At 50.8% G+C, this 23,409-nt stretch carries 35 protein-coding genes; 1 reads left to right on the top strand and 34 read right to left on the bottom strand.

Annotated features, from left to right (window positions below; translation table 11 throughout):
• Positions 1 to 67: 67 nt before the first annotated feature.
• The 5 genes from glp to IMCC21906_RS04620 all read right to left on the bottom strand — a co-directional run bounded on the left by glp (position 68) and on the right by IMCC21906_RS04620 (position 4,823).
• Positions 68 to 1,276: a gephyrin-like molybdotransferase Glp gene (gene glp / locus IMCC21906_RS04640; RefSeq protein ID WP_047011193.1), complete on the bottom strand. Its 1,209-nt coding sequence runs from the start codon at positions 1,274 to 1,276 to the stop codon at positions 68 to 70.
• A 16-nt stretch (positions 1,277 to 1,292) separates the two neighbouring features.
• Positions 1,293 to 1,823, bottom strand: coding sequence for a molybdenum cofactor biosynthesis protein B (gene moaB, locus IMCC21906_RS04635; RefSeq protein ID WP_047011192.1), 531 nt, complete (start codon positions 1,821 to 1,823; stop codon positions 1,293 to 1,295).
• Positions 1,820 to 2,596 carry a sugar nucleotide-binding protein gene (locus IMCC21906_RS04630; RefSeq protein ID WP_047011191.1) on the bottom strand — a complete coding sequence of 259 codons (777 nt, stop codon included), beginning with the start codon at positions 2,594 to 2,596 and terminating at the stop codon, positions 1,820 to 1,822. The genes moaB and IMCC21906_RS04630 overlap by 4 nt, the downstream gene beginning before the upstream one ends.
• Before the next feature lie 278 nt (positions 2,597 to 2,874).
• Positions 2,875 to 3,393 (bottom strand): single-stranded DNA-binding protein, encoded by a 519-nt coding sequence (gene ssb, locus IMCC21906_RS04625; protein ID WP_047011190.1) that lies wholly within the window; start codon positions 3,391 to 3,393, stop codon positions 2,875 to 2,877.
• Between the two features lie 65 nt (positions 3,394 to 3,458).
• A complete protein-coding gene (locus IMCC21906_RS04620; RefSeq protein WP_231580315.1) occupies positions 3,459 to 4,823 on the bottom strand; it encodes an MFS transporter in 1,365 nt (454 codons plus the stop codon).
• 152 nt (positions 4,824 to 4,975) lie between these two features.
• Between IMCC21906_RS04620 and uvrA the strand changes: the two genes are divergently transcribed.
• The gene (uvrA, locus tag IMCC21906_RS04615; RefSeq protein ID WP_047013133.1) at positions 4,976 to 7,825 is read left to right on the top strand and encodes an excinuclease ABC subunit UvrA; all 2,850 of its coding nucleotides are present in this window, start codon (positions 4,976 to 4,978) and stop codon (positions 7,823 to 7,825) included.
• 260 nt (positions 7,826 to 8,085) lie between these two features.
• Here the strand turns inward: uvrA and rplQ are convergent, their stop codons facing one another.
• The 29 genes from rplQ to tuf all read right to left on the bottom strand — a co-directional run bounded on the left by rplQ (position 8,086) and on the right by tuf (position 23,406).
• Positions 8,086 to 8,475 carry a 50S ribosomal protein L17 gene (gene rplQ, locus IMCC21906_RS04610; protein ID WP_047011188.1) on the bottom strand — a complete coding sequence of 130 codons (390 nt, stop codon included), beginning with the start codon at positions 8,473 to 8,475 and terminating at the stop codon, positions 8,086 to 8,088.
• A 59-nt stretch (positions 8,476 to 8,534) separates the two neighbouring features.
• The gene (gene rpoA / locus IMCC21906_RS04605) at positions 8,535 to 9,536 is read right to left on the bottom strand and encodes a DNA-directed RNA polymerase subunit alpha (RefSeq protein ID WP_047011187.1); all 1,002 of its coding nucleotides are present in this window, start codon (positions 9,534 to 9,536) and stop codon (positions 8,535 to 8,537) included.
• A gap of 34 nt (positions 9,537 to 9,570) precedes the next feature.
• On the bottom strand, positions 9,571 to 10,191 hold the full coding sequence (gene rpsD / locus IMCC21906_RS04600) for a 30S ribosomal protein S4 (protein WP_047011186.1): 621 nt from the start codon (positions 10,189 to 10,191) through the stop codon (positions 9,571 to 9,573).
• A 23-nt stretch (positions 10,192 to 10,214) separates the two neighbouring features.
• A complete protein-coding gene (rpsK, locus tag IMCC21906_RS04595; RefSeq protein ID WP_047011185.1) occupies positions 10,215 to 10,607 on the bottom strand; it encodes a 30S ribosomal protein S11 in 393 nt (130 codons plus the stop codon).
• A gap of 76 nt (positions 10,608 to 10,683) precedes the next feature.
• Positions 10,684 to 11,040: a 30S ribosomal protein S13 gene (gene rpsM, locus IMCC21906_RS04590; RefSeq protein ID WP_047011184.1), complete on the bottom strand. Its 357-nt coding sequence runs from the start codon at positions 11,038 to 11,040 to the stop codon at positions 10,684 to 10,686.
• A 132-nt stretch (positions 11,041 to 11,172) separates the two neighbouring features.
• Positions 11,173 to 11,289, bottom strand: coding sequence for a 50S ribosomal protein L36 (rpmJ, locus tag IMCC21906_RS16605; RefSeq protein ID WP_082117346.1), 117 nt, complete (start codon positions 11,287 to 11,289; stop codon positions 11,173 to 11,175).
• Positions 11,290 to 11,325: 36 nt separating this feature from the next.
• On the bottom strand, positions 11,326 to 12,654 hold the full coding sequence (secY, locus tag IMCC21906_RS04585; RefSeq protein ID WP_047011183.1) for a preprotein translocase subunit SecY: 1,329 nt from the start codon (positions 12,652 to 12,654) through the stop codon (positions 11,326 to 11,328).
• A 10-nt stretch (positions 12,655 to 12,664) separates the two neighbouring features.
• Positions 12,665 to 13,099 carry a 50S ribosomal protein L15 gene (gene rplO, locus IMCC21906_RS04580; protein ID WP_052763608.1) on the bottom strand — a complete coding sequence of 145 codons (435 nt, stop codon included), beginning with the start codon at positions 13,097 to 13,099 and terminating at the stop codon, positions 12,665 to 12,667.
• Positions 13,100 to 13,111: 12 nt separating this feature from the next.
• Positions 13,112 to 13,288, bottom strand: coding sequence for a 50S ribosomal protein L30 (rpmD, locus tag IMCC21906_RS04575; RefSeq protein ID WP_047011181.1), 177 nt, complete (start codon positions 13,286 to 13,288; stop codon positions 13,112 to 13,114).
• Between the two features lie 19 nt (positions 13,289 to 13,307).
• The gene (rpsE, locus tag IMCC21906_RS04570; protein ID WP_047011180.1) at positions 13,308 to 13,820 is read right to left on the bottom strand and encodes a 30S ribosomal protein S5; all 513 of its coding nucleotides are present in this window, start codon (positions 13,818 to 13,820) and stop codon (positions 13,308 to 13,310) included.
• A gap of 10 nt (positions 13,821 to 13,830) precedes the next feature.
• Positions 13,831 to 14,181, bottom strand: coding sequence for a 50S ribosomal protein L18 (rplR, locus tag IMCC21906_RS04565; RefSeq protein WP_047011179.1), 351 nt, complete (start codon positions 14,179 to 14,181; stop codon positions 13,831 to 13,833).
• Positions 14,182 to 14,191: 10 nt separating this feature from the next.
• Positions 14,192 to 14,725: a 50S ribosomal protein L6 gene (rplF, locus tag IMCC21906_RS04560; RefSeq protein WP_047011178.1), complete on the bottom strand. Its 534-nt coding sequence runs from the start codon at positions 14,723 to 14,725 to the stop codon at positions 14,192 to 14,194.
• A gap of 25 nt (positions 14,726 to 14,750) precedes the next feature.
• The gene (gene rpsH / locus IMCC21906_RS04555; protein WP_047011177.1) at positions 14,751 to 15,146 is read right to left on the bottom strand and encodes a 30S ribosomal protein S8; all 396 of its coding nucleotides are present in this window, start codon (positions 15,144 to 15,146) and stop codon (positions 14,751 to 14,753) included.
• Positions 15,147 to 15,197: 51 nt separating this feature from the next.
• Positions 15,198 to 15,503: a 30S ribosomal protein S14 gene (gene rpsN, locus IMCC21906_RS04550; RefSeq protein ID WP_047011176.1), complete on the bottom strand. Its 306-nt coding sequence runs from the start codon at positions 15,501 to 15,503 to the stop codon at positions 15,198 to 15,200.
• A 12-nt stretch (positions 15,504 to 15,515) separates the two neighbouring features.
• Positions 15,516 to 16,055 (bottom strand): 50S ribosomal protein L5, encoded by a 540-nt coding sequence (gene rplE / locus IMCC21906_RS04545; RefSeq protein ID WP_047011175.1) that lies wholly within the window; start codon positions 16,053 to 16,055, stop codon positions 15,516 to 15,518.
• Between the two features lie 12 nt (positions 16,056 to 16,067).
• Positions 16,068 to 16,385: a 50S ribosomal protein L24 gene (rplX, locus tag IMCC21906_RS04540; RefSeq protein WP_047011174.1), complete on the bottom strand. Its 318-nt coding sequence runs from the start codon at positions 16,383 to 16,385 to the stop codon at positions 16,068 to 16,070.
• Positions 16,386 to 16,416: 31 nt separating this feature from the next.
• Positions 16,417 to 16,785, bottom strand: a complete 369-nt coding sequence (gene rplN / locus IMCC21906_RS04535; protein ID WP_022960536.1) for a 50S ribosomal protein L14 — start codon at positions 16,783 to 16,785, stop codon at positions 16,417 to 16,419.
• Positions 16,786 to 16,835: 50 nt separating this feature from the next.
• Complete coding sequence (gene rpsQ, locus IMCC21906_RS04530) at positions 16,836 to 17,102, bottom strand: 30S ribosomal protein S17 (protein WP_047011173.1); 267 nt, start codon at positions 17,100 to 17,102, stop codon at positions 16,836 to 16,838.
• Between the two features lies 1 nt (position 17,103).
• Entirely contained in the window at positions 17,104 to 17,295 is a 192-nt protein-coding gene (rpmC, locus tag IMCC21906_RS04525; protein ID WP_047011172.1) for a 50S ribosomal protein L29, read from the bottom strand.
• A complete protein-coding gene (gene rplP, locus IMCC21906_RS04520; protein ID WP_047011171.1) occupies positions 17,295 to 17,708 on the bottom strand; it encodes a 50S ribosomal protein L16 in 414 nt (137 codons plus the stop codon). Before rplP ends, rpmC begins: the two co-directional genes overlap by 1 nt.
• Positions 17,709 to 17,719: 11 nt before the next feature.
• A complete protein-coding gene (rpsC, locus tag IMCC21906_RS04515) occupies positions 17,720 to 18,394 on the bottom strand; it encodes a 30S ribosomal protein S3 (RefSeq protein ID WP_047011170.1) in 675 nt (224 codons plus the stop codon).
• Positions 18,395 to 18,409: 15 nt separating this feature from the next.
• A complete protein-coding gene (gene rplV / locus IMCC21906_RS04510; protein ID WP_047011169.1) occupies positions 18,410 to 18,748 on the bottom strand; it encodes a 50S ribosomal protein L22 in 339 nt (112 codons plus the stop codon).
• Positions 18,749 to 18,773: 25 nt separating this feature from the next.
• Positions 18,774 to 19,049 (bottom strand): 30S ribosomal protein S19, encoded by a 276-nt coding sequence (gene rpsS, locus IMCC21906_RS04505; protein ID WP_047011168.1) that lies wholly within the window; start codon positions 19,047 to 19,049, stop codon positions 18,774 to 18,776.
• Between the two features lie 36 nt (positions 19,050 to 19,085).
• Complete coding sequence (rplB, locus tag IMCC21906_RS04500) at positions 19,086 to 19,910, bottom strand: 50S ribosomal protein L2 (RefSeq protein ID WP_047011167.1); 825 nt, start codon at positions 19,908 to 19,910, stop codon at positions 19,086 to 19,088.
• Between the two features lie 17 nt (positions 19,911 to 19,927).
• Complete coding sequence (gene rplW, locus IMCC21906_RS04495; RefSeq protein WP_047011166.1) at positions 19,928 to 20,224, bottom strand: 50S ribosomal protein L23; 297 nt, start codon at positions 20,222 to 20,224, stop codon at positions 19,928 to 19,930.
• On the bottom strand, positions 20,221 to 20,841 hold the full coding sequence (gene rplD / locus IMCC21906_RS04490; protein WP_047011165.1) for a 50S ribosomal protein L4: 621 nt from the start codon (positions 20,839 to 20,841) through the stop codon (positions 20,221 to 20,223). The genes rplW and rplD overlap by 4 nt, the downstream gene beginning before the upstream one ends.
• Before the next feature lie 11 nt (positions 20,842 to 20,852).
• Positions 20,853 to 21,497, bottom strand: a complete 645-nt coding sequence (gene rplC / locus IMCC21906_RS04485; RefSeq protein ID WP_047011164.1) for a 50S ribosomal protein L3 — start codon at positions 21,495 to 21,497, stop codon at positions 20,853 to 20,855.
• A 115-nt stretch (positions 21,498 to 21,612) separates the two neighbouring features.
• Entirely contained in the window at positions 21,613 to 21,924 is a 312-nt protein-coding gene (gene rpsJ / locus IMCC21906_RS04480; protein WP_022960525.1) for a 30S ribosomal protein S10, read from the bottom strand.
• Positions 21,925 to 22,182: 258 nt separating this feature from the next.
• Entirely contained in the window at positions 22,183 to 23,406 is a 1,224-nt protein-coding gene (gene tuf / locus IMCC21906_RS04475) for an elongation factor Tu (protein WP_047011152.1), read from the bottom strand.
• Positions 23,407 to 23,409: the final 3 nt, after the last annotated feature.

Genomic DNA, 23,409 nt, shown 5'->3' with positions numbered 1-23,409 from the left:
GAAGCTTGAACATCCGCAATAAAAACGCCCGCAAATGCGGGCGTTTTTATTGCTGTTTAAATCAGTTTTAAACCAGATCACGCAACATCAATACATCCACAAGCTCGCCCTGCCGCACTGTCTGACCCGGCGCAATCACCGCCAAGGCATTAGCCCAAGCTACCGAACTCAAAGCTCCTGAGCTCTGCTGAGGGTGAATACTGACCTTTAGTTTGCCATCGCTGAGGCACACTTGGGCGCGCAAATATTCCTGCCTCGAACCCGATTTAAGCCAGTCAAAATCAGCCGCTGCTTGCCACCTGGGAGCCTGCAGCTCCGCTGCCCCCATCATCTTCAGCAAATAGGGGCGCACGAGCAGTGCGAAGGTGACATAACTGGACACGGGGTTACCTGGCAAGCCAAAAAATGGCGTTTTCATTTCGCCAAGACGCCCATACGCCAGAGGTTTACCGGGTTTTATTGCCAGCTTCCAGAAATCCAAGCTGCCCATTTGCTCGAGCTGCGCCCGCACGTGATCCTCTTCACCCACCGACACGCCACCAGTACTGATCACCACATCCGCCCGCTCGCAGGCTTCTTGTAATATCGCACGCGTTTCTTCGGGCTTATCCGGCACAATGCCCATATCTAAGATTTGAAGGGGTAAGGCCGACAGCAAGCCCTTTAACATGGGCCGATTAGAATTATAAATTTGGCCATTGGCCAAGGGGCGGCCCGGCTCAACAAGCTCATCACCCGTACAAAGGAGGGCAACTTTTAAGGGTTTGGCAACTGCGACCTGCGCAATGCCCAACGATGCCGCCAAACCTAAATCCGCAGCGCTCAACTGCCGCCCAGCAGATAGCACCAAGCTGCCGCGCATAATATCCTGGCCACAAGGGCGGATATTTTGGCCCTCATGCAATTGGCCATTGATCTTGACCCGGCCGTCGGCAAGCAGCTCACAAGACTCTTGAGCTACGACACAATCTGCACCGCTGGGGATAACCGCACCCGTAAAAATTCTAGCCGCCGTTCGAGCTTGCAAAGCCTCTGGGGCCACACCCGCAGGAATACGCTGGCTCACCGGCAATACTTGATCGTCAGGGCAGTTTTGAAGTGCAAGCGCATAGCCATCCATCGCACTATTAGCTTGGGGCGGAACATCACTGGCCGCCAGAATATCCTCAGCCAGTACCGCGCCCAAACTCAGGGCGAGTTTCTTGCGCGTGCCGCCCTGCAATGGCGCATCCGCCAATAAATAGTGCAGCGCATCCTCTACAGATCTAAGTGCCAAGTGACGCTCCTTAGCTTTACTGCTGGATATGGTTTTGCCGGGTATGTAATACCCCTACAAAGTTACAGGGGCGATGGCGGCTATCCAACTGCTCTGCAATCAACGCCTGCCAAGCCGTTTTGCAGGCGCCAGTAGAACCCGGCACACAAAAAATCACAGTATCATTTGCCAAGCCTGCTAGCGCCCTCGACTGGATAGTAGAGGAGCCAATTTCAGTATACGAAACCGCTCGAAAGCACTCACCAAAGCCATCAATGGTTTTATCAAACAGTACCGCAATAGCCTCGGGCGTGGAGTCCCGGCCAGAAAAGCCGGTGCCGCCAGTAGTCAGTATCACATCGATATTACCATCGGCTATCCACGCTGACACCTGGGCACGAATCTGGTAAATATCATCCTTCACAATTTTTTTGTCTTGCAGGTGATGCCCTGCACCACGCAATGCTTCAGCAAGGTACTGACCAGAGCTATCACTACTTTCATCCCTGGTATCCGATACCGTTAACACCGCAACCCCTAAGGGCTGGAACTCGTTGCTTGCACTCATTTATCGGGCTCCTCGCAAAGCGCTTTGATAATTTTTGGCAAATACGCCCGCCATGGCAATTGCTTAATGCCAAAATCAGACAATAGCCGTTCGCAATCCAGCATCGGCACTAAGGGCGACCAACTCTGGCTACCCTCTCCAGATGCCAATGCCTGCACTTCCCCCTCGGGCAAGCTCAACAACTGCGAAGCAAACGCGTAGACAACTTCGGCAAATTCATAGGCGGTACTGCGACCACTGCTGTTGTAATGATAAACACCATGGCAATTTGCGCCGCAGCTCAACTGGTCAATCATTCCCGACACCACCCTAACAAAATCGACTAGCGGCGTTGGGCAACAGGGTATTTCGTTATCCAGCTGCAGAGGTTGACCTGCCTGAAAATGCTGTAAATAACGTTGAATAAAGCCTTCACCCTCTCCAGCAATCAGCGGCCCCGAGCGCAATACCAAAGCCGTATCCGTCGTATCAAAAAGTACTTGCTCCAACGCCTGTAATTGTTTTCCCGGCTCACTGCCGGGACTGACAACCTGCGTTTCATCGTATTCATTACCAGTTACATTCTCGGCATCGAATACCCGACCGTCACTTAACAACATCACCCTGCCAGCACTCGCTGCACAACGACGATAAAAGCGGCGCCGGGCGGCCAATAATACCGTCAACTCAGCGGGTTCCAGAGCTTGCGTTTGCAGTTGTGACAGAAATCCCGCATCAACCACACAAGCATCAACTAGAACATCGTCACCGATTGACTCAATATCCGCAGGCATTATTGTCGCCAAGCTTCGCCCTCGAGCTGAAAACTGAGCTTGGAAAGCATGCCGAAGCGCGGCACTTTCAGAAATTAAAACCACATTCACAGCAGCGAATTCACTTAAGTTGGCTCGCGCCAAGAGATTGTTTTAACAGCCATTTAATGGCCGCTACCGGGCGTACAACAGTACTTAAGCCAAAGAATATTGGCAAGGAGGAATCGTGGAATACAGCGTGGAGAAAACCGGGACACGCTGTAGCCGCCCGGTTTTCAATAGTAGTTTACCCTCCCTGCCTAAAACGGGATGTCGTCGTCAAAGTCGTCAAAACCGCCGCTGGAAGGAGGATCATTTGCAGGTGGAGGCGTATTATTCGACTGGGGCCGAGGTGCTGCTGGGCGCGATTGCTGAGGAGCCCGCTGCTGTTGTGGAGCAGCATAATCATCATAGCCACCGCTGCCACTTCCACCGCCACCACCACGGCTGTCGAGCATTTGCATTTCACCCGCGACAATTTCAGTGGTGTAACGATCTTGGCCGTCCTGCCCCTGCCATTTTCGCGTTCGGAGCGAGCCTTCAACATAGACCTTTGAGCCTTTTTTCAGGTACTCACCCGCAATTTCGGCCAAGCGATTAAAAAACACCACCCGATGCCACTCTGTTCGTTCTTGCGGCTGACCAGTCTGCTTATCTTTCCAGTTTTCACTCGTCGCCACCGTCACGTTAGTCACCGCGCCACCAGAAGGCATATATCGAGTTTCAGGATCCTGACCTAGATTACCCACTATAATTACTTTGTTTACGCCACGCGCCATGCGCTATCTCCTATTATTCCTGTCATCGGTCAGCGAAATTAAACCACCACTATACCGGTAAGCCATTAAGCCCGCCATTCCAAACCCTGCGGCAATTGCGTACGGTCAAAGGCGTCTGAAACACGAAAATACGCGGTTTGCTCCTTTTCCAACACGGTCAATTCAATGGCACCTGTTAAAACCATTAACTCGCCTCGCAAACGGGACGCATCCCACTCACCAAATTGCCAAGCAATCACCAAACTTTTTGACGCCGCTGGCAACGTCATCCCCCATGCCAACAGCAACCAAACCAGCGCCACTAACCCCGCTGCAACAAACACCACCGCGCCTCCCCAGTGTCCAACTAACCAACCGCCCAACACACCACCGCAGAATGCCCCCATAAACTGGAAGGTAGAATACACCCCCATCGCGGTGCCTTTACCGCCGGGATACACCATCTTACTGACTAACGACGGCAGGCTCGCCTCAAGCAAATTAAAGCCTATAAAGAATACCAACAGTACGAGCACCACCCCCCAGAAGTTGGCCCACACTAACGAGGCAAAAAACATACTCACGACCAAGCCCCCAATTGACAGTAAAAACACCGCCTTGGACTTGCCCTGCTTTTCCGCGACGATCATCAACGGTAGCATCAACACAAATGCCAAACCCATAACCGGGAGATACACTTGCCAATGACTTGCCGCCACCAGACCCTGCTGCTCAAGCAAGCCCGGCACCACCACAAAGATCGCCATTAATATACCGTGCAGCACAAAGATCCCCACATTCAAGCGCATCAATTGTGGATCGCGCAAACAGCGACCAAGCAACCCCGTCATGGCTTGGGCATCAGCATCTGAATATTGGCGCGGGGGCGAAGGCACTAAAAAAATCACTAACAAAATACTGGCAAACGCCAATCCGGAGGTCACCAGAAATAAGCCGGACAAGCCCACCCCTGCAGCGATGGCCGGCCCAAGAATCATCGCCAACGCAAACGCAATACCGATACTGCCGCCAATCGCCGCCATAGCCTTGCTGCGGTGCTCCTCCCGAGTAAGGTCTGCCAGTAACGCGGTTAAGGTACTGGCAATAGCCCCGGCCCCCTGCAGAAGCCGCCCAAAAATAATTAAAAAAATATTGTCAGCACTCGCTGCCAGCACGCCGCCAGCAACAAACAACAGTAAGCCAAAGATAATCACCGGTTTGCGACCAATACGGTCCGACAACATTCCCATCGGCAACTGGAGGCAAGCCTGGCCCAAGCCATAAATTCCTAAAGCCAATCCCACTAAAACCGGGGTGCTGAATTGATATTCATCAGCGTACAGCGCCAGCACTGGCAAGAGACTGAACAACCCCAGCATGCGAAAGGCATAGACCATTGCCAAGGAAACAACAGCACGACGCTCAATGGCGGTCATTGAAGAATGCGACAAAAGATAGATTTTCCTGAGAACGGCGAAAACGAGCACGCATTTTAGCAGCTCGCAGCATTTTGAAGAAACCCGAATAAGGCGCGAGACAATTTTGCGTGTATCACACACCCGGCCGTATAATGCTGGGTTTACCTTTTGAAGAAGGCAGTTGTATGGCTCAGATTATTGTTCGCGGCGCTCGCACTCATAACTTGAAGAACATTGATCTGGATATCCCCCGCGACAAGCTAGTGGTTATAACCGGGCTGTCTGGCTCGGGGAAATCATCACTGGCCTTCGATACGCTATATGCGGAGGGGCAACGGCGCTATGTCGAGTCGCTATCGACTTACGCCAGACAGTTTTTATCCATGATGGAAAAGCCCGACGTCGATCATATCGACGGGCTCTCTCCCGCCATATCCATTGAGCAAAAATCAACCTCCCACAACCCCCGCTCAACCGTAGGCACTATCACCGAAATATACGACTACCTGCGACTGCTCTTTGCCCGAGCTGGCGAACCCCGCTGTCCGGACCATGGCGAGCCACTGGCAGCGCAAACCATCAGCCAAATGGTCGACACCGTTCTCGCCCTTCCCGAAGGCAGCAAGATGATGCTGCTAGCGCCGGTAATACAAAACCGCAAAGGGGAACACCTTCATATATTGGAGAAATTGCGCAGCCAGGGCTTTGTACGTGCCCGGATCGACGGAATTACCTGCGATTTGGATGACCTCCCCGATTTAGACAAAAAGAAAAAGCACAACATAGAAGTGGTTGTGGACCGATTCAAGGTTCGCAATGATCTCGCCCAGCGCCTAGCGGAATCCTTTGAAACTGCCCTGGAACTCACCGACGGCACCGCCACCGTTGCCGACATGGACAACCCCAAGACGGCAGAGATTGTCTTCTCAGCTAAATTTGCCTGCCGTCATTGTGGCTACAGCCTTGCAGAATTAGAGCCTCGACTCTTCTCTTTTAACAGCCCGCTAGGTGCCTGCAGCAGCTGCGATGGCTTGGGGGTACGTCAGTTCTTTGATGAGTCGCGACTGGTTCAACATCCCGAAGCCTCACTATCCACCGGTGCTATTAGAGGCTGGGACCGTCGCAGCGTATATTACTTCCATATGCTCACCTCCCTGGCAGACCATTATGGCTTTGATATCGACGAGCCTTTTGAAAACCTCTCCACCGAACATCAGAAAAAAATTCTACACGGCAGCGGCAACGACGAAATTAGCTTTACCTATGTCAATGATCGAGGCGATAGCTTTCAGCGCCGCCATCGCTTTGAAGGCGTCATACCCAATATGGAACGACGCTACCGGGAAACCGAATCCCAAACGGTGAGAGACGAACTGGCCAAACTCCTAAGCACCCATTCTTGCCCCGACTGCAAAGGCACTCGCCTGCGCCGCGAAGCCCGCAATGTCTTTATTGACGAGCGGACCCTACCCGCCGTAGCGGCTCTGCCCGTGGGCGAAGCGCACCGGTATTTTTCTAGCTTAGAACTGGAAGGTCGCCGCGCCAAAATCGCCGAAAAAATTCTTAAAGAGATTAATGATCGCTTGCGGTTCTTAGTCGACGTTGGCCTCAATTATCTCTCGCTGGACCGCAGCGCAGATACGCTTTCCGGAGGAGAAGCCCAACGCATTCGCCTGGCCAGTCAAATTGGCGCGGGACTTGTTGGTGTTATGTATATTCTCGACGAGCCCTCCATCGGCCTTCATCAACGCGATAACGAGCGGCTACTTGGCACCCTCCGTCACCTTAGAGATATCGGCAACACTGTGATCGTTGTAGAACATGATGAAGACGCCATTCGTACCGCCGACCACATTATTGATATCGGCCCCCGTGCTGGCGTTCATGGCGGCCAAGTCGTTGCCGAAGGCGATCTAGAAAGTATCCTTAGCTGCAAAGATTCCCTAACTGGCCAATACCTCTCCGGTGCAAAAGAAATTCGTACGCCAGACCAGCGCAACAAACCCGACTGGGACAAAGCCATTTCATTAACAGGTGCCAGCGGTAACAACCTAAAAACCGTAGATTTAAAGCTTCCTCTTGGCTTGATGACCTGTATTACTGGTGTTTCTGGCTCAGGGAAATCCACCTTGATCAATCACACCCTCTACCCCATTGCCGCAACGGAGTTAAATGGTGCCACCACCTTAACCCCTGCGCCCTACAAAAATATCCAAGGCATGGATCAAGTCGACAAATGTATCGATATTGACCAAAGTCCTATTGGTAGAACACCGCGCTCTAACCCCGCTACCTACACAGGTATATTCACGCCCATCAGAGAGTTGTTTGCCGGCACCGAGGAAGCGCGGTCCCGCGGTTACAAAGTTGGCCGTTTTAGTTTTAACGTAAAAGGTGGCCGCTGCGAGGCTTGCCAAGGCGATGGTGTTACCAAAGTAGAAATGCACTTTCTGCCGGACATCTATGTGTCCTGCGAAGTCTGTCAGGGCAAACGTTACAACCGGGAAACCTTGGACATTCTGTATAAAGGCCAGAATATCCACCAAGTATTGGAAATGACCATAGAAGACGCCTGCGGATTTTTTGAAAATGTCCCCTCTATTTTCAAAAAATTACAAACACTAATGGACGTTGGCTTAAGTTATATTCGACTTGGTCAGGCAGCAACCACCTTGTCAGGGGGCGAAGCTCAACGGGTTAAGCTGGCAAGAGAGCTATCAAAACGCGATACCGGTAAAACCTTATACATTCTAGATGAACCCACCACCGGACTTCACTTCGAAGACATCCAACAACTCTTGGCGGTACTCCACCGTTTAAGAGATCACGGCAACACCGTTGTTGTCATCGAACATAATCTAGATGTCATTAAAACCGCCGACTGGCTGATTGACCTTGGCCCCGAAGGCGGCTCTGGTGGCGGTGAAATCATTGCAGAGGGCAGCCCAGAAGACGTGGCCGAAATGACGCAATCCCACACGGGCCGCTTTTTGGCTCCACTGCTGGCAAACATCAGATCCGCAAAAATAGCTTAATCCGTCGCTCTCGATAGCAGATTAAAGACTGCGCACCACTTGTCGCTGCGCAGTCTTCAATTCATTCAGCTTACTCGCGCCTCATAGCACGCCTAAACACGCGTCCACGTCGGTCGTCTAGGCCAAATTTTTTGCGCTCCAGCAAGCAACATAAAACAACACGCAGCGCAAAACCCTTCCAGCAACATCCACCCCAAAACAGCAGACATAAAAAAACCGGCTCAAGAGCCGGTTTTATAAAGATTTCAGCTTAGAAGAACTTAATCTTCGTCGCCTTCCTCTTCTTCAATTTGCGGACGATCTACCAATTCAACGTAAGCCATTGGTGCTTTGTCGCCAGTACGCAGACCACACTTCATGATGCGCAGGTAACCACCAGGACGACCTTCATACCGCGGGCCAAGTTCAGAGAACAATTTACCCACCGCTTCGTCGCAGCGAAGACGGTCAAACGCCAAGCGGCGATTGGCAACGCTGTCTGACTTGGCCAAGGTGATAAGAGGCTCAGCGTAACGACGCAGCTCTTTCGCTTTGGGGACAGTAGTTTTAATCAGCTCGTGTTCCACCAGGGAAGCCGTCATATTGCGGAACATCGCTTTGCGATGTGAGCTATTACGGTTTAGTTGACGGCCGCTTTGACGATGGCGCATGTCGTTTTCCTTTAAATAAAGATTGCTATCTCAGCAAATACTGTTCAATCGCGTGACGATCAGGCCAAAACGCGATCGTCGTTTCTCAAGCTAGCAGGCGGCCAGTTATCCAGACGCAGACCCAAAGAGAGGCCACGGGATGCCAGCACGTCCTTGATTTCTGTCAGCGACTTCTTACCCAGGTTCGGGGTCTTCAGCAGCTCTACTTCGGTACGCTGTACAAGGTCACCGATGTAGTAAATATTTTCAGCTTTCAGGCAGTTTGCAGATCGAACTGTAAGTTCAAGATCATCAACTGGACGCAGCAGAATTGGATCCACTTCGTTTTCTTCGCGGGAAGGCTCAGACTCACCTTCGCTTTCAAGATCAACAAACACAGCCAGCTGCTGCTGAAGAATAGTCGCTGCGCGACGAATCGCTTCTTCAGAATCAATTGTGCCATTGGTTTCCAAATCCAGAACCAACTTATCCAAGTCAGTACGCTGCTCAACACGAGCGCTTTCAACCACATAGCTAACACGGCTGATGGGGCTGTAGCTCGCATCTAACTGCAAACGACCAATGGAGCGAGTCTCTTCGTCACCCGTCTCACGAGAATCAGCAGGGACATAACCGCGACCACGATTCACGGTCAAACGCATGTTGATGTCACCGTCGCTATTCAGATGGGCAATCACATGCTCAGGGTTCATCACCTCAACTTCGTGATCAGTCTGAATGTCACCCGCTGTCACCGGACCCGCGCCTTTTTTGCTAAGCGTGAGTACCGCTTGATCTTTGCCGTGCAACACAACAGCAACTTCTTTCAGGTTCAGCAGGATTTCAATAACGTCTTCCTGAACACCTTCCATTGCGCTGTATTCATGGAGTACGCCATCGATTTCTGCTTCAACAATAGCGCAACCCGGCATAGACGACAGCAAAATACGGCGAAGAGCGTTGCCCAGCGTGTGGCCAAAACCGCGCTCTAAAGGCTCCAAGGTTACCTTGGCACGAGTAGCGCCCAGTTCTTCAACTTGAATAACCCGAGGTGTTAAAAATTCGTTCACTGCACTTTGCATAGATCACCTGTAGTGAGAATGTCCTAGGGATAACTTACTTCGAGTAAAGCTCAACAATCAGTTGCTCGTTGATCTCAGAAGACAAGTCGCTACGATCTGGGGCAGATTTGTAAACGCCTTCCAGCTTGCTCGCATTCACATCGATCCAGGACACTTCACCACGCTGTGCAGCCAAGGTCATAGCTGACTGGATACGCAATTGGTTTTTGGATTTCTCACGGATGCTCACAACGTCGCCAGCCTGTACCTGATAAGAAGGTACGTTAACCACTGCGCCGTTAACCGTTACAGACTTGTGTGAAACCAACTGACGCGATTCTGCACGAGTCGAACCAAAGCCAATACGGTAAACAACATTATCCAAACGACCTTCCAGCAATTGCAGCAGGTTTTCGCCTGTTGCGCCTTTTTTGCCAGCGGCTTTTTTGTAGTAGCTACGGAATTGCTTTTCTAAGACGCCGTACATACGACGAACTTTCTGCTTTTCGCGAAGCTGTACACCGTAGTCAGATAAGCGACCGCGACGTGCGCCATGCATGCCAGGTGCCGTTTCTGCTTTACATTTAGAATCCAGGGGACGAACGCCGCTCTTCAAGAACAGATCAGTACCTTCCCGTCTGGCTAATTTACAGCTTGGGCCCAAATATCTAGCCATTCTTTGTATTCCTCAACTGTTAATTACACGCGACGTTTCTTGGGAGGACGACAACCATTGTGTGGAATAGGCGTCACGTCAGTGATGTTAGTGATTTTGTAGCCGCAGTTGTTCAATGCACGAACTGCCGACTCGCGACCTGGACCAGGACCTTTTACTTCCACATCCAAGTTTTTCAAACCATATTCTTTTGCAGCATTACCCGCACGCTCTGCAGCCACCTGAGCAGCAAAAGGCGTACTTTTACGCGAACCGCGGAAACCGCTACCACCAGCAGTGGCCCAGCTCAGGGTATTGCCCTGACGGTCGGTAATCGTAATGATGGTGTTATTAAATGACGCATGCACATGTGCTACGCCATCCACGACGGTCTTTTTGACCTTTTTACGTGGAGCTTGCTTGCCAGGTTTGGCCATTTTTACTTCCTATACTCTAATATCAACACTACACATTTGGTGTAGCTACACTAAAGGGACGACGAACCGCAGGTTTTTACTTGCGGATCGGCTTGCGTGGACCTTTACGGGTACGCGCATTCGTTTTAGTACGCTGTCCGCGCAGAGGTAAGCTTCTACGATGACGAAGGCCACGGTAGCAGCCCAAGTCCAGCAGACGCTTGATGTTCATAGACACCACTCGACGCAGATCACCTTCTACTGAGAGCTTGGCAATCTCATTACGCAATGCGTCTAACTGTTCCTCAGACAAATCGGCAATTTTTGCATCTTCTGCAATAGTAGTCTTAGCACACAGATCTTTCGCTGTAGTACGACCTATGCCGTAGATGTAAGTCAGCGAGATAGCCGCGTGCTTGTTATCTGGTATGTTGACACCCGCTATACGAGCCATTCAGGTTACTCCAATTAAGCTTGATACTTTACGCTTAGCAATAATCAACGGGTGCAGCAGACCCACTGCGCGAAAGGCGCGGTAGTCTAGCTGCAACAGAACTTTAAATCAAGTCCATCCGCGGCATATTACTTAGCCCTGCCGCTGCTTGTGACGAGGCTCTGCACTGCAAATCACTCGAACAACACCTTTGCGGCGAACAATTTTACAATTGCGGCACATTGCCTTTACTGATGCACGTACTTTCATTGTGCTACTCCAATCGAAAGCCCGGGTTGCGGCGTTTTAGCGCGCGCCACCACCATAATTCTTAAGGTTCGCTTTTTTCATGACCGAGTCATACTGATGAGACATCAGATGTGACTGAACTTGCGCCATAAAATCCATTACTACAACTACCACGATTAGCAATGATGTTCCGCCCAGATAGAAAGGCACGTTCCAGAACACCACCAAAAATTGGGGTAGCAAACACACGCCGGCAATATAGATAGAGCCAAACATGGTTAATCGAGTTAAAACATCATCGATATAGCTGGCAGTCTGTTTGCCGGGACGAATCCCAGGCAAAAACGCACCAGATTTTTTCAAGTTATCGGCAACTTCATCAGGGTTAAACATCAACGCCGTATAGAAGAAACAGAAAAACACAATCAAGGCTGTAAACAACAGGATATTCAGAGGTTGCCCAGGTCCAATGGCTAATGCCATATCCTGCAACCACTCCATACCCTCGCCACTTTGACCCACCCACTGGGCAATCGAAGCGGGAAACAGCAATATCGAGCTGGCAAATATCGCCGGGATAACACCCGCCATATTCACTTTTAATGGCAAATGGCTCTGCTGGGCCTGGTACATCTTGTTGCCACGCTGCTGTTTGGCGTAGTTAACCGTGATGCGACGCTGACCCCGCTCGATAAATACCACCAGGTAAATTACCGCAACAGCGAGAACCAAGATGGCCAGCAACACCAAGATATTCAGTTCACCTTGCCGTGCCTGCTCCAAAGACTGACCCACTGCTGCAGGCAAGCCTGCGACAATGCCCGCAAATATCAGCATTGAAATACCGTTGCCAACACCACGCTCAGTTACTTGCTCACCAAGCCACATCATAAATACTGCACCGGTTACCAAAGAGGCCACCGCCACAAAATAGAATGTGAAATCAGGGCTGTAGGCTAAACCTTGATTCGCCAAGCCCACGGTCATGCCTGTAGCTTGCAGTGTAGCCAAGAGCACTGTCAGATAACGCGTATACTGACTAATTTGACGCCGCCCGGACTCACCTTCTTTTTTAAGCGACTCAAGCTGCGGACTCACCGCAGACATCAGCTGCATAATAATAGAGGCAGAGATATAGGGCATAATGCCCAGCGCCAAAATACTCATGCGCTCCAGCGCACCACCGGAGAACATATTAAACAAACCCAGTACAGTTCCCTGGTTTTGATTAAACAGCGCGGCGAGTTGATCCGGGTTTATACCGGGCACCGGTATGTGGGTGCCAATACGATAAACAATAATCGCCATCAACAGAAAACGAAGGCGAGCCATAAGCTCGCCTAGTCCGGATTGATTTCCAGTAGATAAGGGACTGGACTTCGCCATGATATCCGCCTTATTCCTCGACTTTGCCGCCCGCTTTTTCGATCGCTTCGCGAGCACCTTTAGTGACCGCAAGACCTTTAACGGTTACTGCTTTTGTCACATCGCCAGACAGGAAAATCTTTGCCCGTTCAATGTTATTGCTGATTAAGTCTGCACGTTTCAGCGCATCCAAATCGATCACGTCATCAGCCACCGCGTTCAGTTCCGCACTGCGAATTTGCGCAGTGACGCGAGCCAAACGAGAAGTGAAACCGTATTTTGGCAGACGCTTTTGCAAAGGCATTTGACCGCCCTCGAAACCTGGACGAACACTACCGCCAGAACGAGACTTCAAACCTTTATGGCCACGACCCGCTGTTTTACCAAGGCCGCTGCCGATACCGCGCCCTACCCGCTTGCCGTCTTTGACGCGGCCAGGTGCAGGACTCAGCGTGTTTAACCGCAGATCGCTCATCACTTATCCCTCAACACGCACTAAATAATTAACTTTGTTGATCATACCGCGAACTGAAGGTGTATCTTCAACTTCAACAGTGTGACCGATGCGACGCAGACCAAGACCTGCGACACAGGCTTTATGTGCCTTAAGGCGCTTTGCTACGGAGCGCACTTGGGTAACTTTAATTTTGCTCATAATCCGTTCCGCCTGTTCTTCAGCCCCGAATCTCTTCGACTGACTTACCACGCTTTGCAGCAACTTCGTCAGGAGATGAAACGCCTTGAAGTGCTTTGATTGTTGCCCGCACCACGTTTACCGGGTTGGTGGAGCCATAACACTTGGCAAGCACGTTGTGCACACCAGCAATTTCCAACACAGAGCGCATCGCGCCACCGGCAATAACACCAGTACCTTCAGATGCAGGCTGCATGTAAACCTTAGAAGCACCGTGACGACCTTTAACGGCGTACTGAATGGTATCGCCTTTAATGTCTACCTGAACCATGTTGCGGCGGGCAGCCTCCATAGCCTTCTGGATAGCGACAGGCACTTCACGAGCCTTACCGCGACCGAAGCCTACCTTGCCGTTGCCATCGCCAACCACTGTCAAGGCGGTGAAACTGAAGATACGACCACCTTTAACAACTTTGGCAACCCGGTTCACCTGAACCAGCTTCTCAGCCAGGCCTTCAGTGTTTGCTTTGTCTTTCTGCTCGTTATACGCCATCGCCTAAACCTTAGAATTCGAGACCACTTTCACGGGCAGCATCTGCCAGTGCTTTGACACGACCGTGGTATTTAAAACCACTGCGATCAAAAGCTACCTTGGTCACGCCAGCAGACTTAGCCCGCTCAGCGATCAGTTTGCCCACATTTGCTGCTGCATCGATGTTGCCAGTCGCTGCAGAGCGCAAATCTTTATCCAACGTCGATGCACTCGCCAGAACTTTATCGCCCTCACAGGCAATAACCTGCGCGTACATATGCCGTGGAGTACGGTGAATGCACAAGCGAACCGCACGAAGCTCACGCATTTTAAAGCGAGCGCGGCGGGCGCGACGTAATCTTGAAACTTTCTTATCGCTCATAACCTAGCCCTTACTTTTTCTTCGCTTCTTTGCGACGAACTTGCTCGTCAGCATAACGAACACCTTTGCCTTTATAAGGCTCTGGTGGACGCAAGGCGCGAATCTCGGAAGCCACTTTGCCCAACAGCTGCTTATCACTGCCGCTCAGGACAATCTCTGTTTGGGTTGGTGTGTCAACCGAAACACCTTCTGGCAAAGCATAATCAATTGGGTGGGAGTAACCCAGCACCAAGTTGATAGATTTACCAGCGGCTTTGGCACGATAACCAACACCATTGAGGAGCAGTTTACGCTGAAAGCCTTCACTGACACCCACGACCATATTGTTAACCAGTGCGCGTGAGGTTCCGGCCATCGCCCAACCATTCTTCGCACCTTCACGGGCAGCAAATACAAGCTGGCCGTCTTCTTCTTTAATCTCAACGTCACCGTGCAGAGGCATGGACAGATTACCGTTCTTGCCCTTGACTGCGATGCTGCTGGCGTCGAGTTTGACTTCAACCCCTTTAGGGATGGTCACTGGACTTTTCGCTACTCTAGACATCTTTAGAACTCTTTAAACTGTCACGTTAGAAAACAGTGCAAAGCACTTCGCCACCAACACCAGCTGCGCGAGCTGCACGATCAGTCATAACTCCACGACTGGTCGAGACAATGGCGACACCCAAACCGGCACGTACTGAAGGCAGCTCATCCTTGCCAGCATATGAACGCAGACCCGGACGGCTTACTCGATTGATCTCAGCGATAACCGGTTTGCCTTCAAAATACTTCAGTTCGACGAACAACGTTGTTTTCGCCGTAGCGTTATCAACACGTGAACCAACAATATAACCTTCTTCTTCCAGCACCTTCGCTACCGCCTGCTTCAGGGTTGAAGACGGCATCTCGACGACAGTTTTACCTGCCATCTGAGCGTTGCGGATGCGGGTCAGCATATCCGCCAGTGGGTCTTGCATGCTCATGTTTTGCTCCCATTACTCGTCGCGCTCACAGCGCGACAGCAAAATTCTCTATTACCAGCTGGATTTAACCAGGCCGGGCACATCACCGCGCATGGCGGCTTGGCGAAGTTGGTTACGGCAAAGACCAAACTTCCGATAAACACCGTGAGGACGGCCCGTTATCTGGCAACGATTACGTTGACGTGTAGGGCTGGCATCGCGGGGAAGCTTTTGCAGTTTAACCTGCGCATCCCAACGCTCCTCTTCGCTAACAGCTGGATTAAGGATAATTGCCTTTAATTCAGCACGCTTCGCAGCGTATTTTTTTACGGTACGCTCGCGCTTCGCTTCGCGGGCCTTCATCGACTCTTTAGCCATAAACTTCTACCTTTAACCTTTGAACGGGAAGCTGAACGCTTTCAACAGAGCACGTCCCTCTTCATCGTTGCGAGCTGTTGTGGTGATAGTGATATCCATACCGCGCAGTTTATCCACCTTATCGTAATCGATTTCGGGGAAAATAATTTGCTCAGTAACACCCATTGCGAAATTACCGCGGCCGTCAAACGACTTAGGGCTGATACCACGAAAATCACGAACTCGGGGAATCGCTACAGATACCAAACGATCCAAGAATTCATACATGCGCTCACTGCGCAACGTTACTTTGCAGCCGATGGGCCAACCGTCACGAATTTTAAAACCAGCGATGGATTTGCGGGCTTTGGTGACAACAGGTTTTTGGCCACTGATTTTTTGTAAATCAGACAACGCAGCTTCTAATACTTTTTTGTCAGCGGCAGCTTCACCCACACCCATATTCAGAGTGATTTTAGTGATACGCGGCACTTCCATGGGATTAGCCAAAGAAAGTTCTTCTTTCAGCTTTGCCCGCAACTCGTTTTGATAAAGTTCGCTCAATCGTGACATCTTCTTCTACCCCTACGCGTCGACTGCTTCGCCGCTGGATTTAAAAACGCGCGTTTTAGTGCCGTCTTCCGCTACCTTAAAGCCAACACGATCAGCTTTCTTGGTGGCAGAATTGTAGATAGCCACATTGGAAACCTGAATTGGCGCTTCCTTCTCAACAATACCGCCCTGAACACCCATCTGGGGATTGGGACGCTGGTGTTTTTTCACCATGTTGATACCGGAAACCAGCAGGCGCTTCTCGTCCACAACTTTCTGGACTTTACCGCGTTTGCCTTTGTCTTTTCCGGTTAAGACGATAACTTCGTCTTCACGTTTAATTTTACGCATAACCTGACCTCAGCCGTCTCTGACCCAGCGCTTACAGTACTTCTGGCGCCAGGGAGATAATCTTCATAAATTTCTCGCCACGCAATTCGCGTGTCACTGGCCCAAAAATACGGGTACCAATGGGTGCAAGATTGTTGTTCAACAACACTGCGGCGTTATCGTCGAATTTAATCAACGAACCATCGCCACGGCGAACACCTTTTTTGGTGCGAACAACGACCGCTGTCATTACCTGACCTTTTTTGACCTTGCCACGAGGAATTGCTTCCTTCACGGTCACTTTGATCAGATCACCGACACGGGCATAACGGCGATGAGAGCCACCCAGCACCTTGATGCACATAACGCGACGTGCGCCACTGTTATCCGCAACTTCCAAATAACTTTCTGTTTGAATCATTTCTTACTCCAAACCCGTCAACTGTGCATCGCACATAGGCCGCCGGCCAATTAAATCTGAGTGGATACTTCCTCTACTCGCAGCAAAGTCCAAGACTTCAGCTTTGAGAGGGGGCGTGTCTCACATACGGTTACCAAGTCACCCATTTTGCACTCATTATTTTCATCATGAGCATGGATCTTAGAAGACCGTGTTATGTATTTTCCGTAAACCGGATGCTTAACGCGACGCTCCAGTAATACAGTGATGGTTTTATCCATCTTGTCGCTAACGACTTTACCGGTTGCGGTACGGGCGCTTTTAGTAACTTCTGACATCTTAATTACCTGCCTTTTCCTGTAGCAGAGTTTTCACTCGTGCAATGTCCTGACGGGTCTTTTTCAGAAGATGTGTCTGCGCCAACTGACCAGTACTCTTTTGCATGCGCAGCTTGAATTGATCTTCAAGTAATTGCAGCAACTGAGCATTCAGCTCGTCCGTCGACTTTTCGCGTAATTCCACTGCCTTCATCACATCACCACCCGCTTAACAAATGTGGTCTGGACGGGAATTTTTGCAGCAGCAAGGGCAAATGCCTCACGCGCCAACTCCTCAGATACGCCTTCCACTTCGTAAAGTACTTTTCCAGGCTGGATCTGGGCTACCCAGTATTCCACGTTACCCTTACCTTTACCTTGACGAACTTCCAAGGGTTTTTCGGTAATGGGCTTGTCTGGGAATACACGAATCCAGATTTTCCCGCCACGCTTGATATGCCGCGTCATGGCACGTCGAGCAGCCTCGATCTGGCGCGCAGTAATGCGGCCACGACCCACTGCTTTCAGGCCATACTCACCAAAGCTGACCCGACTGCCGCGCTCCGCGAGTCCGCGGTTACGACCTTTGTGCATCTTGCGAAATTTTGTACGCTTCGGCTGTAACATTTGCCTAACCCTTAATCAGAACCTTTCTTTGCCTTCGACTCGACAACATCGTGTCTGGCACCCAGGATTTCGCCTTTGAAGATCCAGACCTTAACACCGATGATGCCGTAGGTAGTCGCCGCTTCATGTGAAGCGTAATCAATATCAGCGCGCAAAGTGTGAAGCGGTACGCGACCTTCGCGATACCATTCGGTACGTGCGATTTCAGCACCACCAACACGTCCACTTACTTGCACCTTGATACCTTCAGCACCTTGACGCATTGCATTTTGCACAACACGCTTCATGGCACGACGGAACATTACGCGACGCTCTAACTGTTGAGCAACGTTCATCGCTACGAGCTTGGCATCCAGATCAGGCTTGCGCACTTCTTCGATATTGATGTGCACTGGTACACCCATCATTCGACCAAGCTCAACGCGCAGCTTCTCAACGTCTTCGCCTTTCTTGCCGATAACAATGCCGGGGCGGGCAGTGTGAATCGTGATCCGAGCTGTTTGTGCAGGGCGCTCGATAACAATGCGGCTAACTGACGCATGCGCAAGCTTCGCTTGCAGCATTTCACGCACTTCCAGGTCGGTAACTAATTGCTGGGCATACTTCTTATTGCCCGCGTACCAAACTGAATTGTGATCTTTTACGATTCCCAGCCGAATGCCGGTTGGGTGTACTTTCTGACCCATGTGGTCTCTCTCCTACTAGCCTTCGGTGTCGGCAACTTTAATGGTGATATGACATGACCGCTTAAGAATCCGATCTGCACGCCCTTTTGCACGGGGGCGCAGACGTTTCATGGTCATACCTTCGTCCACAAAAATGGTCGACACCTTCAGCTCATCAACGTCCGCACCATCATTATGCTCGGCGTTCGCAATTGCAGAATTCAGCACCTTTTTAATAATGCTAGCTGCTTTTTTAGAGCTGAAACTCAATGTATCCAGCGCTTCCTCGACACCCTTGCCACGGATCTGGTCAGCGACCAGGCGGGCCTTTTGAGCGGAGATTCTTGCACCTTTTAAACGTGCCGCTACTTCCATCTTCAAAGCCTCTCTCAGCCCAAGCTTAACGCTTGGCCTTTTTATCAGCCGCGTGACCCTTATAGGTACGAGTCGCAGCAAATTCACCTAATTTGTGCCCCACCATATCCTCTGAAACAAGCACAGGGACATGTTGACGACCGTTATGGACCGCGATAGTCAAACCCACCATTTCGGGCAGGATCATAGAGCGACGCGACCAGGTTTTGATCGGACGGCGATCGTTTTTCTCTGCAGCCGTTTCAACCTTCTTCAGCAGATGCAGGTCGATAAACGGGCCTTTCTTCAATGAACGTGGCACAAGCTAATCCTCTTTACTCTGACTGTTAACAACCGCTTACTTTCGGCGATCACGGACAATCAGTTTGTCTGTACGCTTATTTTTACGGGTCTTATACCCTTTAGTCGGAACACCCCATGGAGTTACAGGATGACGACCACCAGAAGTACGACCTTCACCACCACCGTGTGGGTGATCAACGGGGTTCATAGCCACACCGCGAACGGTAGGACGAACACCACGCCAACGCGCCGCACCGGCTTTACCTAACTTACGCAAACTGTGCTCACTATTGGAGACTTCGCCCAATGTTGCACGACACTCCGACAACACTTTACGCATCTCACCACTGCGCAAGCGCACCGTGGCATATTGACCTTCACGAGCGACCAACTGAACTGAAGTTCCTGCACTGCGGGCTAACTGAGCACCCTTACCAGGCTTCATTTCAACACAATGAATAGTGCTACCCACCGGAATATTACGCAAAGGCAATGCGTTACCTGGCTTAATGGGCGCAGCCTCACCAGAGATCAACTGATCGCCAGCTGATACCGCTTTTGGCGCGATAATGTAACGACGCTCACCATCCGCATACAGCACCAGCGCAATAAATGCCGTGCGATTAGGATCGTATTCCAAACGCTCAACAATACCGGGAACCCCGTCTTTGTTGCGCTTAAAATCGATAATCCGATAATGCTGCTTGTGACCACCACCAACGTGACGCGTAGTAATACGACCGTTGTTGTTCCGACCACCATTGCGCGACTGACTCTCCAGCAGCGGCTTGTAAGGGCCACCTTTGTGCAGCTCGTCATTGACTACCCGAACAACAAAGCGGCGGCCGGGAGAAGTCGGTTTACTTTTTACAATTGCCATTTGACTCAGCTCCAGACTTATTCAGCAACCGCAAAGTCGATGTCCTGACCTTGCTCAAGGCGAATATAAGCTTTCTTCCAATCTGATTTCTTAGCCAGACCAAAACGATTGCGCTTAACCTTGCCTTTAACATTAACGGTACGCACTTCAAGAACATCTACCTTGAACAGCTTCTCTACCGCTTTTTTAATTTCCAGCTTGGTTGCAGAAGGCAAGACCTTCAACACAACCTGATTACCGGCTTCTGCACTTGTAGCAGCCTTCTCAGAAGCATGCGGACCAAGCAGGACTTTATAAATACGCTCTTTATTCATCCCAACAGCTCCTCAAACTTCTTCAGTGCCGCGACTGTAACAACCACTTTTTCGCAACCAATCAAGCTGACCGGATCAACACCACTCACATCACGAACATCTACACCGTGAAGATTGCGTGCCGCCAAATACAGATTGCCCGTTACGTCTTCAGTCACAATCAACGCACCACTCAGACCGTATTCACCCAAAGCCTTGACCAACAACTTAGTCTTAGGCTGCTCCAGGGCGAGCTCTTCAACCACAACCAAACGATCTTGGCGAGCCAGCTCGGACAAAATGGAGCGCAATGCAGCGCGGTACATCTTGCGATTTACTTTCTGGTCGTGATCTTGCGGCTTAGCCGCAAACGTCACACCACCACCACGCCAAATCGGGCTACGAATTGTACCCGCACGAGCACGACCAGTACCCTTTTGACGCCAAGGCTTCTTACCACCACCTCTCACTTCTGAGCGGGTTTTCTGACTGCGCGTACCCTGACGGGAACCAGCCAAATAGGCAGTTACAACCTGGTGAACCAGATCTTCGTTAAACTCACGAGCAAACGCGACATCAGAAACTTGAACCGTTCCAACTGACGCCCCGTTACCGGGTTTCGCAATACTTAATTCCACTGCTTAGCCCCCTAGGATTTTTTAGCTTTCACAGCAGGACGTACAAAAACGTCACCACCCGGCGCACCTGGAACAGCACCCTTAATAAGGATCAGGTTACGCTCAGCATCAACACGCACGACCTCAAGAGTCTGAACAGTGACACGTTCAGCACCCATGTGACCCGCCATCTTTTTGCCTTTGAAAACACGACCCGGCGTTTGGCACTGACCAATTGAACCCGGCGCACGATGCGAAAGAGAGTTACCGTGAGTTGCGTCTTGCATATGGAAATTCCAACGCTTAACGCCACCCTGAAAACCCTTACCTTTAGACTGACCAGTTACGTCAACCTTTTGACCTGCCTCAAAGGCAGCAACAGTCAGCTCAGCACCAACTTCTGGAACCTCTTCGCCTTCGCTCAGACGAAATTCCCAAAGTCCGCGACCTGCCTCAACGCCAGACTTAGCGAAGTGACCTGCCTCTGCCTTAGAGATGCGTGATGCCTTACGGCCACCAGCGGTCACTTGAATCGCGCTGTAACCTTCTGCATCTTCCGCTTTGACACGGGTAACACGATTGGGGTCAACCTCAATCACTGTCACCGGAATAGATATGCCGTCATCAGTAAAAACGCGCGTCATGCCGCTTTTACGACCGACCAAACCAATAGTCATTGCTCCAACCTCTCAGTGTACGGGGCTACCACCCTCTATGGCCGCGCTCTCACGCGTTACACAACCCAGGGCCAGCCCCTGAGCGGGTCTGATAATTCAGTAATGTTGCTTCTCGTTAGCCAAGGCTAATTTGAACTTCTACACCAGCCGCCAAATCTAACTTCATCAATGCATCTACAGTTTTTTCTGTAGGCTCTACGATATCCAACATGCGCTTATGGGTGCGGATCTCATACTGATCACGCGCATCCTTGTTTACATGTGGAGAGACCAACACTGTGTAACGCTCTTTGCGCGTAGGCAGAGGAATTGGACCTCTTACCTGAGCACCAGTACGCTTAGCGGTGTCGACGATCTCTTGCGTAGACGCATCAATGAGGCGGTGGTCAAAAGCCTTTAAACGAATACGTATCCGTTGATTTTGCACCTGATCCAACTCCCATCCCGATAAAAAACTCGGGCTGCGCGCGGCTTGTTCGCCTTGGCAACCCGAAAAAAGGAAGCGGAATGTTAAAGATCTGACCAAGCATTGTCAACAACAATTTGCTGGAATCAGGGTAATTAACATACCGCAGTATTCAATAGTGACCGTTCGCCACCTGTATCAAGAAAGGGGAGCTCAACAAGCCCCCTTTCCAGGCATAACTTCTGTACTTCTTGCTCTACAATCTAACCAAATCGCCGATTACTCGACGATTTTAGCGACAACACCCGCGCCGACAGTACGACCACCTTCGCGAATCGCGAAGCGCAGACCATCTTCCATCGCGATAGGCGCAATCAACGTCACGTCCATCTTGATGTTGTCGCCAGGCATTACCATTTCAGTGCCTTCAGGCAGCTCACACGCACCTGTCACGTCCGTAGTACGGAAGTAGAACTGGGGGCGGTAGCCTTTAAAGAATGGCGTGTGACGGCCACCCTCTTCTTTAGACAGCACGTAAACCTCAGCTTCAAAACGCGTATGCGGCTTGATAGAACCGGGCTTAGCCAATACTTGACCACGCTCAACTTCGTCACGCTTAGTACCACGCAACAACACACCTACGTTCTCACCAGCGCGACCTTCGTCAAGCAGCTTGCGGAACATTTCAACACCCGTACAAACGGTTTTAGTGGTGTCGTGGATACCGATAATTTCGATTTCGTCGCCAGTTTTAAGAATGCCACGCTCTACACGGCCGGTTACAACCGTACCGCGACCAGAGATAGAGAACACATCTTCAATCGGCATCAGGAACGGCTGATCGATAGCACGCTCTGGCTCTGGAATATAGGTATCCAGCGCTTCTACCAATTTAGCAACAGCGGTTGTACCCAGCTCGTTGTCGTCTTGGCCATTCAATGCCATCAATGCAGAACCGGCAATGATGGGCGTATCGTCGCCAGGGAAGTCGTAGGTATCGAGCAGCTCACGCAGCTCCATTTCTACCAACTCCAGCATTTCGTTGTATTCTTCGCTGCCTACGCCACCACAATCTTCTGCCAGCAAGTCAGCTTTATTCAGGAAAACAACAATAAACGGTACACCAACCTGACGTGACAACAGGATGTGCTCACGCGTTTGAGGCATTGGGCCGTCTGTGGCGCCACACACCAGAATTGCACCATCCATCTGCGCCGCACCGGTAATCATGTTTTTCACATAATCGGCGTGACCTGGGCAGTCAACGTGGGCGTAGTGACGAATATTAGAGTCATACTCAACATGAGAGGTCGCAATGGTGATACCACGCGCTTTTTCTTCTGGCGCGTTATCGATACCATCGAAAGCTACCGCCGTACCACCAAACACCTCTGCACACACGCGGGTCAATGCCGCTGTCAGGGTAGTTTTACCGTGGTCAACGTGACCAATGGTACCCACATTGATGTGGGGCTTATTACGTTCAAATTTCTCTTTTGCCACGAC

Source organism: Spongiibacter sp. IMCC21906 (assembly GCF_001010805.1).
GTDB lineage: Bacteria > Pseudomonadota > Gammaproteobacteria > Pseudomonadales > Spongiibacteraceae > Spongiibacter.
Note: the sequence above shows the minus strand (reverse complement) of the source record. Positions and strands in the feature narration are given on the sequence as shown.